Source organism: Bradyrhizobium sp. 62B, from assembly GCF_030272265.2.
Lineage (GTDB): Bacteria > Pseudomonadota > Alphaproteobacteria > Rhizobiales > Xanthobacteraceae > Bradyrhizobium.
Map to the genome: position 1 here is coordinate 2,935,919 of NZ_CP092841.2, position 15,256 is coordinate 2,951,174.

Below are 15,256 nucleotides of genomic sequence, written 5' to 3' on the forward strand. Positions count from 1 at the left end.
AAGCGGCGCGTTTGGGCGAGCCTTCCTCTTAATCCTTGGCCCGCTTTGCGATTGCGGTGGACTCGGTTCGAGAATTTTTCGTGACCTTGTTTTTCCTCAGCTCGGCAAACTCTTGCCTAAGCAGGTCCAGGACGATTCTGACCTTCGGGAGATCTGCCATACGCTTGTGGCAGATGATCGTGAGTTCTGCGCGGAGCGAAGATGGAAGCTCGAGCTTGAGCTCCACGAGCTCGCCCGGCCGCTTGAGCCGGTGGGAGGTCTTCAGAAGGATCATCGCGCCGACACCTGCCTGGCAGGCCGCGACCTGGACACTGTAGTCGTCGGATGTGAAAGCGGGACGAAAGTCGGGGATCCTGGCCGCGAGCTCCGGATTTGGGCTCAGCATCTCGCGCTCTCCCGCCCACGCGATCCAGTCGAGGTCTGGGAAATCGTACCTTGCGGGCAGCCTCCGTGCGTAATCCTTGCTCGCGTAGACCCCGATCGGCACGACAACTTCATCAATTGTGACCAAGTCAGAATCGTCGGACGGATATCTCCTGAGAGCGATATCCGCCTCGCCGCGCGAGAGATTCAGGCGTTCGGTGGTGGCCAAGACCTCGAGAGCGATCTTCGGATGCTTATTCTTGAGCCTCTCCGAGATCGGGGCCAGGAAATCAAAGGCAAACGACGGTGCCGCCGTGATCCGCACGCGGCCGCTTACGGGCGAGTCCTTCGCGTCGAGTGAGCGATTGGCTTCCGTCGCCCATTGCGCCATGCCCTCGGCGGCGGGCAGCAGTCTTCTTCCAGTCTTGGTCAGGGAGATGCCCTGGTTCTTGCGGACGAAGAGCGGCTCGCCCAGCCCGTACTCCATCTCCGCGATCCTCCGGCTCAAAGTGGGCTGGCTAACCTTCAGGCGTCGCGCGGCGCCGCTGAGGCTGCCGGCATCCGCAACGGCGAGAAAGATCCGGAGATCATCCCATTGGAGGTCCACGTTCACTCCTCAGCTCGGTCTGGGCGCCATCCATTTATGTATGGCGGCATAGGAAGTTAGACGATTGCTATTCTCCCGGTCCAGGGCAAAAGCGGGATCAGAAAATGAGGAAAACCGATCATGCTCCGTCGATCACGATCCCTTGCTGTTGCTGGAATTATCATCATTGCTCTATCCGGTGCTGCTCTTTTTGCATTTCCCGGCTGGTCGCAGACCACCCATCAAACTGCCGCAGCCGGCCTCGGCAAACCGATCAGTTCGTCGGCCATGGAGGCCCTGATCAATCAACCGGGACCGATCGCGGTCAGGACTGTCGCGAGTTCGGATTGGAAAGCCGATCTATCGGGACTGATCAATTTGAAAGATCCGAAAGCCGTTCAGGCGGGCCTCACAGATCACGAGGAACCTATCCAGATCTATGCGCATCTCGTGCGGCACCCAACGCAGGGCTTCTTCATGATCGATACGGGTGTTTCAAAGCAGTTTGCCGAGGACCCCAAGAGCGTCGGTGTGCCATGGGTGCTGAGAAGTTTTGCGAAAATGGATAAGCTTCAAGTTCGGGAAGATGCATTGTCCGCCATCAGATCGGAGGGGATCCCGCTCAAAGGCGTCCTCATGACCCATCTCCATTTCGATCATATCTCCGGAATGCCAGACGTTCCGAAAGACGTTCCGTTCTACACAGGCCCTGGTGAGGCTGAGGAGAAGAAGTTCGAAAACGTCGTCGTTCAGGGGATGGAGGATCGCTTCTTTGAAGGTAGACCCGCAATCCAGGAGTTTCAGTTCACGAAGGACCCCGATGGGAAACTGGAAGGCGTGATCGATGTCTTTGGCGATGGTTCACTGTTTGCGATCCTGACCCCCGGACATACGGCCGGCCATCTCTCCTATCTCGCCCGCACCCCAACGGGGCCGGTGCTGTTTACCGGCGATGCTTGCTATACCCGCTGGGGTGGGAGCATGGTGTCGAGCCCGGAAGCTTCACCTTCGAACGGGAAAGCGAACGAAAGAGTCTGCTCCAACTGAAAGCCTTTGAGTGAACGTCACCCCATCATGATCGTGAGGTTAGGTCATCAGCCTTGAGTCCGGCGGAGCTGAATGTCGATGGCGCGTCGTGACATGTCGCGACCGCACGACATGGTCGCCGCTGTCAACGCTGCCGGCCTCGATCATCGCGCAGATTACTTGCAGCCAGCCCCGGCGGCGCCACGAACCCGCCGAATTCGCGTTCGATCAGACCGGCGAGCGCGATCGTCGTGCGGTCCTCCAGATACGGCCCGATGATCTGGACGCCGATCGGCAGGCCCGACGGCGCGCGCTCGATCGGGATGGCGGTTGCAGGCAGTCCGCAGGTCGAAGCCGGGTCGGCCCAGATGAAGCAGGCATCGGCGTAGTTGTAGAGCTTGCCGTCGATGTCGAGCTGCCGCGCGTCGAACGGCTCGGACTGGTCTTGCGGAAAGGCCGGCACGGCCGCGGCCGGATAGATTACCGCGTCGAACTCGCGGAAGAACTGATACCACTTCTGTTGCAGCTGTAACCGCGCCGCGTCGGCCGCCAGCCAGTCGCGGTGGCTCATGCCCCAGCCGCGGGCGCGCTCGGCCTGCAGGCTGCGGTCGTCTGGCGAAAGTGTCGCGGCAGCTGCTTGCGCTTCGGCGAGCGCGGCCGCCGTCAGGCGCGGACTTCTCGCTCCGTTCAACAGCCTCATGTAGAGCCGCGCGGACTCGGCGAGATCGGGCAGGGCCGCGCTTGAACGAGCAACGCGCGCGCCGGTTCGTTCGAGCCGCTCGGCCAATCGCCCGATGGCAGAACGCACCGCATTGCTCGTCGGCATCAGTGGATGGGTATCGACCACGAGAATCCTGAAATCCTCGAGCTGATCGTGGCGCGCGGGAGGCAGTGCAAGCCGATAGCCGACCCCGTCGCGCGTCTCATCGGGACCGGCAATCACGTCGAGCGACAGCGCGAGGTCGGAGGCGGTGCGCGCCATCGGCCCGACGACGGCGAGATCGCCTTGACCGGGAACGGGCGGGGCCGGCGGCAGGCTGTAGCCGCGCAGCGGCACCAGGCCGAGGCTCGGCTTGTGTCCGAACACGCCGCAGAAATGCGCGGGCACCCGGATCGAGCCGCCGATATCCGAGCCGATCGAGAGCGGACCGAAGCCCGCCGCGAGGGCGGCTCCGCATCCGCCTGAGGAGCCGCCGGGTGAGCGGCCGAGGTCCCACGGATTGTTGGTCGTCCCGTAAATCTCGTTGTAGCTCTGGAAATCCCTGAGGCCGATCGGGATGTTGGTCTTGCCGATGATGATGGCGCCCGCCGCCTTCAGGCGCGAGACGATGAGAGCATCTTCCGCCGGCTTGAAATCCCTGAAATGCGGAAAGCCCCATGTCGTCGGCAGGCTGGCGACGTTGAACGGCTCCTTCAAGGTCACGGGAATGCCGAGCAACGGCAGCCGCTCGCCGCGGCCAAGCGCAGCATCGGCGGCGCGCGCAGCCGATCTCGCGCGATCGAAATCGCGAACGATGATCGCATTGATCTGTCCGTCCAGCGCCTCGATGCGCGTGATCGTATGTTCGAGCAGTTCCGACGCAGATATTTTGCCGGCGTGCAGGGCGCTCAGCAATGTATTGATCGAGCCAAAGCTCAAGTCGCCGGCATCTGCGTTCAATTCCTCCTGCATCATGAACTCCGTTGTATCGCAGCTTGGGCTCTGTCATCCGAATCGAGCGCACTTCGACGCGGATGGGCCGCGAGTTGGTCGCCGTTGCTCATGCCTTCCGACAGGTTAATGGGTCGGCTCAATGGCGAGTTGATCCTGAGCTGATGATGTAACCGTGCGCCTGTTTTGCCCGACGTGTCAAATCTGCGCGCTGGCAAAGTGAGGGCTACCCGCGAGCGAGATTCTCCAACGATTTGTACTTTGCATGGGGTTGTTTTCGCACTTTCACTTTGGAGGGCGACGGCCAGTGCATCAGCCGGTACGTCCTAAGAATTTCTACACACAGTTCTGGCACGTTGCGCGCGTCAATGTCCGCAACCCGCATCGTCGCCTCTCATTGCGCGCACGAAAAGACGGGCCCGCGGGAATCGAGGGGGCGTAATTCATGACTGCACTCGCTTCGGACGCCGGTCGCGCCAGGAGCGGGATCGTGCCGATCCTGCTGTGCGTCGTGCCGTTCAGCCAGATCCCGCTCGATGCCTATACGCCCGGCCTGCCGCAGATGGTGGTGGATCTCGCCACCGACGCGGCCTCGATGCAGAACACCGTCACCGCCTACATGCTCGGCATGTCTCTCGCGCTGGTGCCGGTCGGCATCGCCTGCGACACGCTCGGTCGCCGCAAAGTTCTGCTCGCGGGTCTGTCGGTACTCGTCGCGATGAGCATCGCCTGCGCGCTCGCCACCAGCGCCTCGCTGCTGCTTGGCTTGCGCTTCCTGCAAGGCATCGGCGGCTGCACCTGCCTCGTCGTCGCCTATGCCGTCGCGGCCGACTGCTTTCGCGGCCGTGAGCTCACGGCGATCTCCGGTCTGCTTGGCGCGGCCTGGGGGCTTGCGCCTGTGCTGGCGCCCGCGGCCGGCGGCTTCATCGTCGAGCTGACCTCATGGCGCGGCGTCTTCGTCATCATCGCCATCGCCGCGGCGATCGTAGCCGGGATCGTCGCATTCTTTCTCCCAGAGACGCTGCCCGCTGACCGGCGGGCACCGTTCGATCCGCGCCGCACGGCCGGCATCCTGCGCGATGCGCTGCTGCGTCCGGGCTTCCTGGCTTTCGTCCTTGTCTTTGCCGCGGCGGCCAGCGCGCAGCTCGCCTTCGGCGTCGTCGCGCCGTTCTTCTATCAGACCGGTCTCGGCTACTCGGCGGCGATCTACGGCCTCGTCGCGCTCGGCCTCGGCGGCGTCAATCTCGCCGGCGAGCTCGGCTGCGCGCATTTCGCGCGCTTCATGCCGGCGCGCGTCCTCGGCTTCGGCGCCTTCGCGCTGTTTCTTGCCGGTTCGGCGGTGCTGAGCGCGACAGGCATGACGGTCGGTCTCGACTTCGTGTCGATCACGATCGGCGGCGCGCTGGTGCTCGGCGGCTGCGGCGTGCTGTGCCCGATGATGTACGGCATGGCGCTCGGCCTGTTCGAACGCGACCACGGCCTGATCGGCGGCCTGATCAGCGCGCTCTGCTACCTCGCCGTCAGCGGCGCCATGGCGATCGCGGCGGTGTTGCCTGAAGCCACGCAGGCGCCGATCGGATGGCTCTATCTCGGCCTCTGCGCAATTGCGGGCGCGCTGCTTGCGATCTCGCTGCCGTCAGTGCGCCACGCCACACAGACCTAAGGGAGGAACCCATTCATGACCAGCATCGGTATTCGCGGCACGTTCTTTGATTTCGTCGATGATCCCTGGAAGCACGTCGGCAACGAGCAGGCCGCCGCGCGCTTTCACCAGGACGGCCTGATGATCGTCACGGATGGCGTGATCAAGGCGTTCGGTCCTTATGACAAGATCTCTGCTGCGCATCCGGGCGTGCAGGTCACTCATATCAAGGACCGCATCATCGTCCCTGGCTTCATCGACGGTCACATCCATCTGCCGCAGACCCGCGTGCTCGGGGCCTATGGCGAGCAGCTGCTGCCCTGGCTGCAGAAATGGGTCTATCCGGAAGAGCTTAAATACCGCGATCGTAACTATGCGCGCGAGGGCGTGAAGCGTTTCCTCGACGCGCTGCTGGCGTCCGGCACCACCACCTGCCAGGCTTTCACGAGCTCCTCGCCGGTTTCGACCGAGGAATTGTTCGAGGAGGCCGCCCGCCGCAACATGCGCGTCATCGCGGGGCTCACCGGCATCGATCGCAACGCGCCGGCCGATTTCATCGATACGCCTGAGAATTTCTATCGCGACAGCAAGCGGCTGATCGCGGAATATCACAACAAGGGCCGCAACCTCTACGCCATCACACCGCGCTTTGCCTTCGGCGCCTCGCCGGAATTGCTCAAGGCGTGCCAGCGGCTCAAGCACGAGCATCCCGATTGCTGGGTCAACACCCACATCTCCGAGAATCCGGCCGAGTGCAGTGGCGTGCTGGTCGAGCACCCGGACTGCCAGGATTATCTCGGCGTCTACGAGAAGTTCGACCTGGTCGGGCCGAAATTCTCCGGCGGCCATGGCGTCTATCTCTCCAACAACGAATTCCGCCGCATGTCGAAGAAGGGCGCCGCGGTGGTGTTCTGCCCGTGCTCGAACCTGTTCCTCGGCAGCGGCCTGTTCCGCCTCGGCCGCGCCACGGATCCGGAGCACCGCGTGAAGATGTCGTTCGGCACCGACGTCGGCGGCGGCAACCGCTTCTCGATGATTTCCGTGCTCGACGACGCCTACAAGGTCGGCATGTGCAACAACACGCTGCTCGACGGCAGCATCGATCCAACGCGCAAGGATCTTGCCGAGGCCGAGCGCAACAAGCTCTCGCCTTATCGCGGCTTCTGGTCGATCACGCTCGGCGGCGCCGAAGGCCTCTACATCGACGACAAGCTTGGTAATTTCGAGCCCGGCAAGGAAGCCGATTTCGTCGCGCTCGATCCGAACGGCGGGCAGGCCGCGCAAGCCTGGCACCAGTCGCTGATTGCCGACGGCGCCGGCCCGCGCACGATGGACGAGGCCGCGAGCATGCTGTTCGCCGTCATGATGGTCGGCGACGACCGCTGCGTCGACGAAACCTGGGTGATGGGCAAGCGCCTCTACAAGAAGAGCTGAGCGGCGGCAAGCTCATGAGCGCATCGTCAGACACCACCGGTCAGCCGGTCGCCCTCGTCATCCAGCGCCGCATCGCCGATGATGGCTTCGCCGCGTTTGCGCGGTGGAACGGCGAGGTCGGCGAGGCGCTCAAGGCCTGGCCCGGATTCCTGGGGCAGGAGGTGGTGCCGCCGCGGCCGCCGGCCCACGTCGATTGGGTGACGATCCTGCGTTTTGCCAGTCCCGCCGCGGCGCGCGCCTGGCTTCAGAGCGAGGTGCGGGCGAAGCTGATTGCGGAGGTGCAGCGCTATTTCGTCGGCTCGGAGGACGTTCACATCCTGCCCGATACCGGCGTTCAGCGCGACAGCGCGGTGTCCGCGGTGATCTCCTTCAGGGTCCCGGCCGAGCTGGAAGATTCGTTCCTCAAATGGCAGCAGCGCATCCAGGCCGCGGAGGCCGAGTTCAAGGGATTTTTGCGCCACAAGATCGAGCGGCCGATTCCGGGACTGCACGAGGAATGGATCGTCATCCTGTCGTTCGACTCTGATGCCAACCTCGATGCATGGCTCGGCTCGCCCGTGCGGCAGACGCTGCTGAAGGAAGGCGAGCGCTTCAACGCCGGCTTGAACGTCAAGCGTGCGAGCTACGGCTTCAATTTCTGGTTCCCGGCCGGCAAGGAGCGGGCGCCGGAGCAAGGGCCGGGCTTCATCTGGAAGAGCAACCTCATCGTCCTTCTCGTGCTTTACCCCGTGGTCTACCTCTGGGGCACGTTCATCAGCGCACCGCTGATCGACAGCCACGGCGTGCCGGTCTGGCTGTCGCTGTTCGTCGGAAATCTCGTCAGCACCCAGTTGCTCGGCTGGTGGCTGGTGCCCGCCGCCTTCAGGGCACTCGACTGGTGGGTGGCGCCGAAGGCGGCTATCAGTCGACAGATCGCAGGTTACACACTGCTTGCCGCGCTCTATGCGGCGTCGATGGGTCTGTACGCGCTGCTGCTCGCGTGGCATTGGGGGCGGTGAGACCGTCCACAGCTGGCACGCGACGACCATGTTTGCCCTGACATTCCTCGGCACTTCGGCGAGCGTTCCCTCGGCGGAACGCAACCATCCGGCCTTGCTGGTCGAGGCGGCCGGTCAGCGCATGCTGGTCGATTGCGGCGAGGGCACGCAGCGCCAGCTGCTGCGCAGTGGCGCCGGCTTCCGGCGGCTCGAACGCATCCTGCTCACGCACGCGCATCTGGATCACGTGCTCGGCATCCCCGGCCTGTTCTCGACGCTGCGCTTGCGGCAGAGCGCCGAGGTGATGACCGTTCATGGTGGCCCAGCCACGCTCGAGATCGTCATCCAGATGTTGGCAGGGATCTGGGGCGCGGGCAGGGCGCCGCTTCCAGTGGAGTTCGCAGCCTTGGCCGCGGGCCAATTCCTCGACGCCGGTGATTTCACCATCGCCTGCTTTCCGGTCCGTCACCGCGACACCGACAGTTTTGGTTTCGTGTTCCAGAGTCCATCGCGTCGCCACCTTCGGCCCGATCGCCTCGCGGCGCTTGGCGTCCCGGATGGTCCCATGCGCGGCGAACTGGCTGCAGGACGGCCGGTCGTGATCGACGGTCGAACGATTGATCCGGAAGAGGTTCTGGGCCCGCCCAGCGGCGGCAAGAAGCTCGTGGTGATCGGCGACACCGAGACCACCGACGGGCTGTCCGGCTACGTCGCTGACGCCGATCTGCTGGTGATCGAGGCGACCTTCCTCGATCGCGACGCCGCGACCGCGCGGGATTACGGCCATCTGACCGCGGCGGAAGCGGCCGCCTTTGCGGCCGCCAGCAACGTCCGCCGGCTCGTGCTGACCCACATGTCGGGACGGTACGAGGACGATGAGATCTTGGCCGAGGCGGCGAGGATCTTTCCCAATACCGGGATCGCCGCCGATTTCGATCATATCGAGATCTAGTTACCCCGGCCCGTGATCAGCTCGTCAGTCCCGACTTGATCGCAAGATCCTGCACCTGGGCCGTCAGCTGCATCAGCTTGGGCAGCGCCTGGTCGCGGAAGGCTGCCATGTCCATGCGCATCGCATCGACCGTGACACTTAATCCTCCGATCACCTGGTCCTGCGCGTCGAAGATCGGCGTTGCCAGCGTGCGCAGGCCGTAGGCGTTCTCGCCGTCGGAGACGGCGTGGCCCTTTTTCTTCACCTGGTCGAGCCGGGCGAGCAGGGCATCGAGATCGGTCAGCGTCCGCTCCGACAGCTTGACGCGTGGGCGCGCTTCCAGCCGCGCAATCTGTTCCTCGCGCGCCAGATGCGCCAGCATGACATGGCCGAGCGCGGCGCTGTAGGCGGGAATGCGCGTGCCGGGCCGGCGGTCCATCTTGTGGCGGTCGAGGCCGGCGCCGACGCGCGCGAGATAGACGACGTCGCCGCCGTCGAGGATGCCGAGGGAAACCGCGTCGCCAACATCAGGCACGAGGCCGCGCAGCAGCGGCTCGACCATCGGCCGCAACGATCCATGCGAGAGCACGGTGTAGCCGAGGTCGAGACACGCAATCCCGAGGCGGAACCGGCGGCTCGGTGGAACGGCCTGGAGATAGCCGAGCTCGACCAGGGTCTGGATCAGGCGAAACGCCGTTCCGCGATCGAGATCGGCCCGTGCGGCAATCTCACTCAGGGTCAGCTCGAAAGCCTCGCTGCTGAAGCTCTGGAGCACGGCAAAGGCCTTGCCGACGGAAGCAACGTAGTTCTTTGGATTTTTCGGGAGCGATTCCGCTTTGCGCTTCGTGGCCTTTTTCTCGACCTTGGCCATGCCCGAATGCCTTGCCATGACGCACCGCCCTTGACGTGGCGGCCGGCTGATTTTACGACAGGTCAACACAATAACAAATGTTCGCATTCCGAACAATATCGATTTGACGATCGGAGGAAGTTTGTCGACATCATCGCTACACCCTCATGGCGTGTTCTCCGCCGCGCTGACGCCGCTCGACGCCGAACTTGCCCCCGATCATGCGCGCTTCGTCGCGCATTGCCGCTATTTGCTGGAGGAGGGCTGCGACGGCATTGCGCTGCTCGGCACCACCGGCGAGGCGAACTCCTTCTCGGCGGCCGAGCGCATGGCACTGCTCGAAGCGGCGGTGGCCGCGGGCATCGCGCCGCAGCGGCTTCTTCCGGGAACGGGCGTCGCCGCGCTCACCGAGACCATTGCGCTGACGCGTCATGCGCTCTCGGTCGGCGTCGAGACCGTGGTGATGCTGCCGCCGTTCTATTACAAGGGCGTCAGCGACGACGGCATCTTCGCCTCCTACAGCGAGGTCGTGCAGCGCATCGGCGATGCCAGGCTGAAGGTCGTGCTCTATCACATTCCGCAGATGTCGGCGCAGCCGATCTCGCATGCGCTGATCGAGCGGATGCGCAAGGCCTATCCGACGACCTTCACCGGAATCAAGGATTCCTCGGGCGACTTCGCCAACATGACCGCCATGGTCGAGCGCTTCCCGGGCTTCTCGGTTCTGGTCGGGGCTGATCCCTTGCTCCTGCCGCTGCTGCGCAAGGGCGGCGCCGGCTGCATCACCGCGACCTCCAACCTCGTCGCGCGCGACCTGGCCTATGTCTACAAGCACTTTCGCGACAGCGACGACGACGCACCCCTCAAGGCGGCGCAGGCGCGCATCGTGAAGGCGCGCGAGCTGGTCTCGCGCTTTCCGCAGATGGCCTCACTGAAGGCGCTGGTGGCCGAGCGCACCGGGCATACCGGATGGCAGCGCCTGCGGCCGCCGCTGGAATCCTTGCCGCCAGCTCAGGTGAAAGAGCTGCTCGCGAATGCGGCGGCGTTCGCCGCGGCCGTCTAGCGCCATGTCCTGCTCATTCCAGGATGCGTTGACCGGGCTCGCCGCGATCGTCGGCGACAAGCACGTCATTGCGTCCCGGACCGACCAGGAGCCCTATGTGGTGGACTGGCGCGGGCGCTATCACGGTCGCGCCGTCGCAGTCGTGAAGCCCGGCTCGACGGCCGAGGTCGCCGCAATCGTGAAGTTCTGCGCGGCAAGGCGGCTCGCGATCGTGCCGCAGGGTGGCAACACCGGCATGTGCGGGGCGGCGACGCCCGACGATCACGCGGGCAATGTCGTGATCCGGCTCGACCGGATGCGGGCCGTGCGCGACGTCAGCCCGCTTGCCAACACCATCACGGTCGAGGCCGGTTGCATTCTCGCGGAGGTGCAGAACGCGGCGCGGGACGTCGATCGCTATTTTCCCTTGAGCCTCGGCGCCGAGGGCTCCTGCCAGATCGGCGGCAACATCTCGACCAATGCGGGCGGCACCGCCGTGCTGCGCTACGGTCCGACGCGCGATCTCGTGCTCGGCCTGGAGGTCGTGCTTCCTGACGGACGCGTCTTCAATGGCCTGCGCGCCTTGCGCAAGGACAACACCGGCTACGCCCTCAAGCAGCTCTTCATCGGGGCAGAGGGGACGCTCGGCATCGTCACCGCGGCGGTGCTGAAACTGTTCGCGCCGCCGCGCAGCTCGGCGCTGGCGCTGTTGAAGTTGCAGGGCGTCGAGCAGGCACTCGAGATCATGCAGCGCCTGCGCGGCACGGTCGGGGACCGGCTCGGCAGCCTCGAGATCATGTCGCGGTCGCAGATCGAGGCGATCGCGAGGACCGTGCCGCATGTCACCATTCCCTTCGAGCTGACGACGCCATGGTATCTGATCGTCGAGCTGACCGACACGCTTCCCGGCGTCGATCTCGACGAGCCGCTGGCCACGGTGCTGGCGGACGCGATGGAGGTCGGTCTGGCTGAAGACGTGATCCTCGCGTCCAACCTTGCGCAGGCCAAGGCGATCTGGGCCGTCAGGCACAGTGTGTCCGAAGGCAACAAGCGCAGCGGCTATGTCGTGTCGCATGACAGCGTGGTTCCGCTAGAGCGTCAGGCGGCCTTCGTGACCAATGTCGAAGCACGGATCAAGGCGGCCGTCTCGCATGCGAACGTGGTGATGCACGGCCATATCGGCGACGGCAACATCCACGTCGTGGCCCTGATCGACCGGGTGCATTGCCAGGACCCGGATGCTACTGCCAAGCTGGTCGCCGAGATCAACGAGATTGTCGATGACGAGACCGCGGCGCAGGGCGGGGCGATCAGCGCCGAGCATGGCATCGGCATCACCAATCGTGGCCGTCTCGCCCGCCTCGCCGATCCCTTCGACATCGAGCTGATGCGCGACATCAAACGGCTTCTCGACCCGAACGGCCTGATGAATCCGGGCAAGATTTTCGTCGCGGGAGGCGTGCAGCGATGACCAGCGTCCGCCTGCTCGCCGACGATCTCACCGGTGCGCTCGACACCGCGGCGGAGTTCGTCGGCCTGTGCGGGCCGTTCGACGTCATCTGGTCGGAAACGTTTGCGCCGCGGGGCTCCGGTAGCCTGGCAATCGACAGCGGCACCCGTGAGCGGTCGAAGGCGGAGAGCGTCGGGATCGTCGGCCGACTGGCGCCGCACCTTCAGGGTGGGACGATCGCCTACAAGAAAGTTGACAGCCTTCTTCGGGGCGCGTGGGCGGCCGAGCTTGGCGCCTGCCTGCGCACTGGCCATTGGGCCTCCTGCGTGGTCGCGCCCGCCTTTGACTATCAGGGGCGCCGCACCGTCGGCGGCCAGCAGTTCGCGCGCACCGTGCATGGCGATTGGCATCGGGTCGGCGACAATCTGCTGGATCAATTGAGGCAAGACGGCATCGATGCACGGCCGGGCACACCCGACACGCTCTCGCAAGGCGGCGTTCAGGTGTTCGATGCCGAGAACGACCTCGACCTCGATCGTGTCGTCGACATGGCGCGGCGCATGCCGGGGCCCGTGCTGTGGTGCGGCAGCGGCGGCCTGGCCGGTGCGCTGGCCCGCAGCCATCGTGCCGATGCGCCGAGCCAATTGAAGCGTCCGGTGCTGGGCCTGTTTGGCTCCGACCACGCTGCAACCGCAGCCCAACTCGCGGCATGTGGCGAAGCCACCATCGCGGTGACGGAGGGCGAGGGCGGCGCGGGCGTTCGACGCAAGCTGGCCGACGAGGCCGTGGCGCTGGTCAAGTTCTCGCTTGCCGACGATCTGTCGCGCGTCGAGGCGGCGCAGCGGATCGCGCGCGAAATGGCAGCACTGATTGCGGCACTCGAACCGCCGGGCACGCTGATCGTTGCCGGTGGAGAAACCCTGAGAGCCGCATGCGTCGCCCTCGGCGCGCATGCGCTCGAGGTGACAGGGCGCGTTGTTCCGGGACTGCCGCGCTCGATCCTGCAGGGCGGCCGCTGGGCCGGCGTCGAAATCATCTCGAAATCCGGTGCATTCGGTCCCAGCGAGCTGTGGCGCGATCTGCTGCGGGACAATCACCTACTCAGAATGGAGAGTCCGACATGACCTCTCGTCATCTTGCCATCACCATGGGCGATCCGGCCGGGATCGGCCCGGAGATCATCGTCAAGGCCTGCGTCGGGCTGAAGGACCGTATCGCGACCGGCGATCTGCGCCTGCTGATCATCGGCAGCGGCGCGGCGCTCGATGGCGCGAAGGCGGCTCTCGGGGCCAATGTTGCGATCCCCCAAGTCTCCGCGGAGGATCGTGAGTGGCCGAACCTCTGCTACCTGCAGGCGGATGCTGAGGGAGACCCGATCAAGCCCGGCGTGCTCAGCGCCGATGGCGGGCGCTTTGCCTACAAGGCGATCGAGCAGGGCGTGCGTTTGACGCAGGCGGGACGGACCGGGGCCATCGTCACCGCGCCGCTCAACAAGGAAGCGCTCAACAAGGCCGGTTATCATTTTCCCGGTCATACCGAGATGCTGGCGCATCTCACCGGCGTGCGCGGCTCGGTGATGCTGCTCGCCCACGGCAACATGCGTGTCAGCCACGTCTCGACCCATGTGGCGCTGGAGGACGTGCCGAAGCGTCTGACGCCGGAGCGCCTGCGCATGGTGATCGACCTCACCAATGATGCCTTGCTGCGGCTCGGCATCGCCAAGCCGAAGATCGCGATCGCCGCGCTCAATCCGCATGCCGGCGAGGGCGGCCTGTTCGGCCGGCAGGATATCGACGTCTCCGCGCCGACGATTGCGAAAGCGGTTGCGGATGGTCTCGACGTCGTCGGCCCCGTGCCCGGCGACACCATCTTCGTCAAGCTGCGCGCCGGCCAGTACGATGCGGCGGTCGCGATGTACCATGACCAGGGGCACATTCCGGTTAAGCTGCTCGGCTTCCAGGTCGATCCCGCGACCGGCCGCTGGCAGGAGCTCTCGGGCGTTAACATCACGCTGGGGCTGCCGATCATCCGCACCTCCGTCGATCACGGCACCGCCTTCGACATCGCCGGCAAGGGCATCGCCAATGAGCACAGCCTGATCGAGGCCATCGACTATGCCGAACGGCTGTCCGCCGGCGCCTCCGCATCCAAATCATGAGATCGAACGCAAGATGACCAACTCCTTCACGCCTATCGAGATCCAGCGCCCCACCATCCTGGAGTTCGGCAACGGCACCATCACCGCCGCGGCGCGCTTCGCCGCGCGGATCGGCGCCAAGCGGCCGCTGGTGATCTCCGATCTGTTCAACGCTGCCCGTGCCGACATGCTGGCGCTGCCTGGGGCGGTGAAGGTGTTCGGCGACGTCAAGCCGGAGCCGGACCTGCCCAATCTCGAGAAGGCCGTGGCGATGGCGAAGGACGTCAGGCCCGATCTCGTCGTCGGTTTCGGTGGCGGCAGCGCGATGGATCTCGCCAAGCTGGTTGCGGTAATGTGCACGAGTGACGTGCCCTTCGCCGACATCGTCGGGCCGGAAAAGGTGGCCGGCCGTAGCGTGGCCCTGATGCAGATCCCGACGACGTCGGGCACCGGCAGCGAGGCTGGCACGCGCGCGCTCGTCACGGATCCCGTCAGCCAGAACAAGCAGGCGGTGCAAAGCCGCTTCATGCTGGCCGACATCGCCATCGTCGATCCGGACCTGACGATGACCGTGCCGAAGGAGGTCACCGCGGCGACCGGCGTCGATGCGCTGGCGCATTGCGTCGAGGCCTATACCAGCCGCAAGGCGCATCCGACGATCGATCTCTACGCGCTCGAAGGCGCGCGGCTGGTCGGACGCTATCTCAAGCGCGCGGTGGCCGATGGCGGTGATCGCGAGGCGCGCGCGGGTCTGTCGCTGGCCTCGCTCTATGGCGGCTATTGCCTCGGGCCGGTGAACACGACCGCCGGTCATGCGGTGGCCTATCCGCTCGGCACGCGTCACCACGTGGCGCATGGGCTGGCCTGTGCGGTGATCTTCCCGCACACGCTCGCCTTCAACATGCCGGCGGTGGAGACGAAGACGGTCGCGGTGCTGGGCGCACTGGGCTTGCAGGAACGCAACGATCCGAAGCTCGCATTCGACGCGACCTATGGGTTCTGCAAGGAGCTCGGCATCGAGATGCGGCTCGCCGCTCTCGGCGTGCCCAGAAACGATCTCGGCGTGATGGCGGACGAGGCGCACGCCATTCGCCGCCTGCTCGACAACAATCCGCGCGACCTCGGCCGGGACTCGATCCTGAGCATGTACGAGGCCGCGTTCTAGCT

13 protein-coding genes are annotated in these 15,256 nt (G+C 65.1%); 10 read left to right on the top strand and 3 right to left on the bottom strand.

Translation table 11 applies throughout. The features are described from left to right. Nucleotides 1-28 precede the first annotated feature (28 nt). Nucleotides 29-976: a LysR family transcriptional regulator gene (locus ML401_RS13665; protein WP_285812226.1), complete on the bottom strand. Its 948-nt coding sequence runs from the start codon at nucleotides 974-976 to the stop codon at nucleotides 29-31. Nucleotides 977-1,090: 114 nt separating this feature from the next. Between ML401_RS13665 and ML401_RS13670 the strand changes: the two genes are divergently transcribed. Then, on the top strand, nucleotides 1,091-1,996 hold the full coding sequence (locus ML401_RS13670; RefSeq protein WP_285812227.1) for an MBL fold metallo-hydrolase: 906 nt from the start codon (nucleotides 1,091-1,093) through the stop codon (nucleotides 1,994-1,996). Between the two features lie 124 nt (nucleotides 1,997-2,120). Here ML401_RS13670 and ML401_RS13675 read toward each other — a convergent pair whose 3' ends face one another. After that, nucleotides 2,121-3,647 (bottom strand): amidase, encoded by a 1,527-nt coding sequence (locus ML401_RS13675; RefSeq protein ID WP_285812675.1) that lies wholly within the window; start codon nucleotides 3,645-3,647, stop codon nucleotides 2,121-2,123. A 424-nt stretch (nucleotides 3,648-4,071) separates the two neighbouring features. Between ML401_RS13675 and ML401_RS13680 the strand changes: the two genes are divergently transcribed. The 4 genes from ML401_RS13680 to rnz are packed head-to-tail and all read left to right on the top strand — an operon-like array spanning nucleotide 4,072 to nucleotide 8,631. After that, nucleotides 4,072-5,289, top strand: a complete 1,218-nt coding sequence (locus ML401_RS13680) for a multidrug effflux MFS transporter (protein ID WP_285812228.1) — start codon at nucleotides 4,072-4,074, stop codon at nucleotides 5,287-5,289. A 15-nt stretch (nucleotides 5,290-5,304) separates the two neighbouring features. Continuing rightward, a complete protein-coding gene (gene guaD / locus ML401_RS13685; RefSeq protein WP_285812229.1) occupies nucleotides 5,305-6,702 on the top strand; it encodes a guanine deaminase in 1,398 nt (465 codons plus the stop codon). 14 nt (nucleotides 6,703-6,716) lie between these two features. After that, entirely contained in the window at nucleotides 6,717-7,700 is a 984-nt protein-coding gene (locus ML401_RS13690) for an antibiotic biosynthesis monooxygenase (protein WP_285812230.1), read from the top strand. A gap of 28 nt (nucleotides 7,701-7,728) precedes the next feature. Then, complete coding sequence (gene rnz, locus ML401_RS13695) at nucleotides 7,729-8,631, top strand: ribonuclease Z (RefSeq protein ID WP_285812231.1); 903 nt, start codon at nucleotides 7,729-7,731, stop codon at nucleotides 8,629-8,631. Nucleotides 8,632-8,647: 16 nt separating this feature from the next. Here rnz and ML401_RS13700 read toward each other — a convergent pair whose 3' ends face one another. After that, nucleotides 8,648-9,499 carry an IclR family transcriptional regulator gene (locus ML401_RS13700; protein ID WP_285812232.1) on the bottom strand — a complete coding sequence of 284 codons (852 nt, stop codon included), beginning with the start codon at nucleotides 9,497-9,499 and terminating at the stop codon, nucleotides 8,648-8,650. Nucleotides 9,500-9,602: 103 nt separating this feature from the next. On the opposite strand from ML401_RS13700, the gene ML401_RS13705 reads away from it, so the two are divergent. Genes ML401_RS13705 through ML401_RS13725 form a run of 5 tightly spaced genes read left to right on the top strand, consistent with a single transcriptional unit; the run spans nucleotide 9,603 to nucleotide 15,254 of the window. Next, complete coding sequence (locus tag ML401_RS13705; RefSeq protein ID WP_285812233.1) at nucleotides 9,603-10,523, top strand: dihydrodipicolinate synthase family protein; 921 nt, start codon at nucleotides 9,603-9,605, stop codon at nucleotides 10,521-10,523. A 4-nt stretch (nucleotides 10,524-10,527) separates the two neighbouring features. After that, entirely contained in the window at nucleotides 10,528-11,973 is a 1,446-nt protein-coding gene (locus ML401_RS13710) for an FAD-binding oxidoreductase (protein ID WP_285812234.1), read from the top strand. After that, nucleotides 11,970-13,076: a four-carbon acid sugar kinase family protein gene (locus tag ML401_RS13715; protein ID WP_285812235.1), complete on the top strand. Its 1,107-nt coding sequence runs from the start codon at nucleotides 11,970-11,972 to the stop codon at nucleotides 13,074-13,076. Before ML401_RS13710 ends, ML401_RS13715 begins: the two co-directional genes overlap by 4 nt. Beyond that, entirely contained in the window at nucleotides 13,073-14,110 is a 1,038-nt protein-coding gene (gene pdxA, locus ML401_RS13720; RefSeq protein WP_194407543.1) for a 4-hydroxythreonine-4-phosphate dehydrogenase PdxA, read from the top strand. The genes ML401_RS13715 and pdxA overlap by 4 nt, the downstream gene beginning before the upstream one ends. A gap of 13 nt (nucleotides 14,111-14,123) precedes the next feature. Continuing rightward, the gene (locus tag ML401_RS13725; RefSeq protein ID WP_285812236.1) at nucleotides 14,124-15,254 is read left to right on the top strand and encodes an iron-containing alcohol dehydrogenase; all 1,131 of its coding nucleotides are present in this window, start codon (nucleotides 14,124-14,126) and stop codon (nucleotides 15,252-15,254) included. Nucleotides 15,255-15,256: the final 2 nt, after the last annotated feature.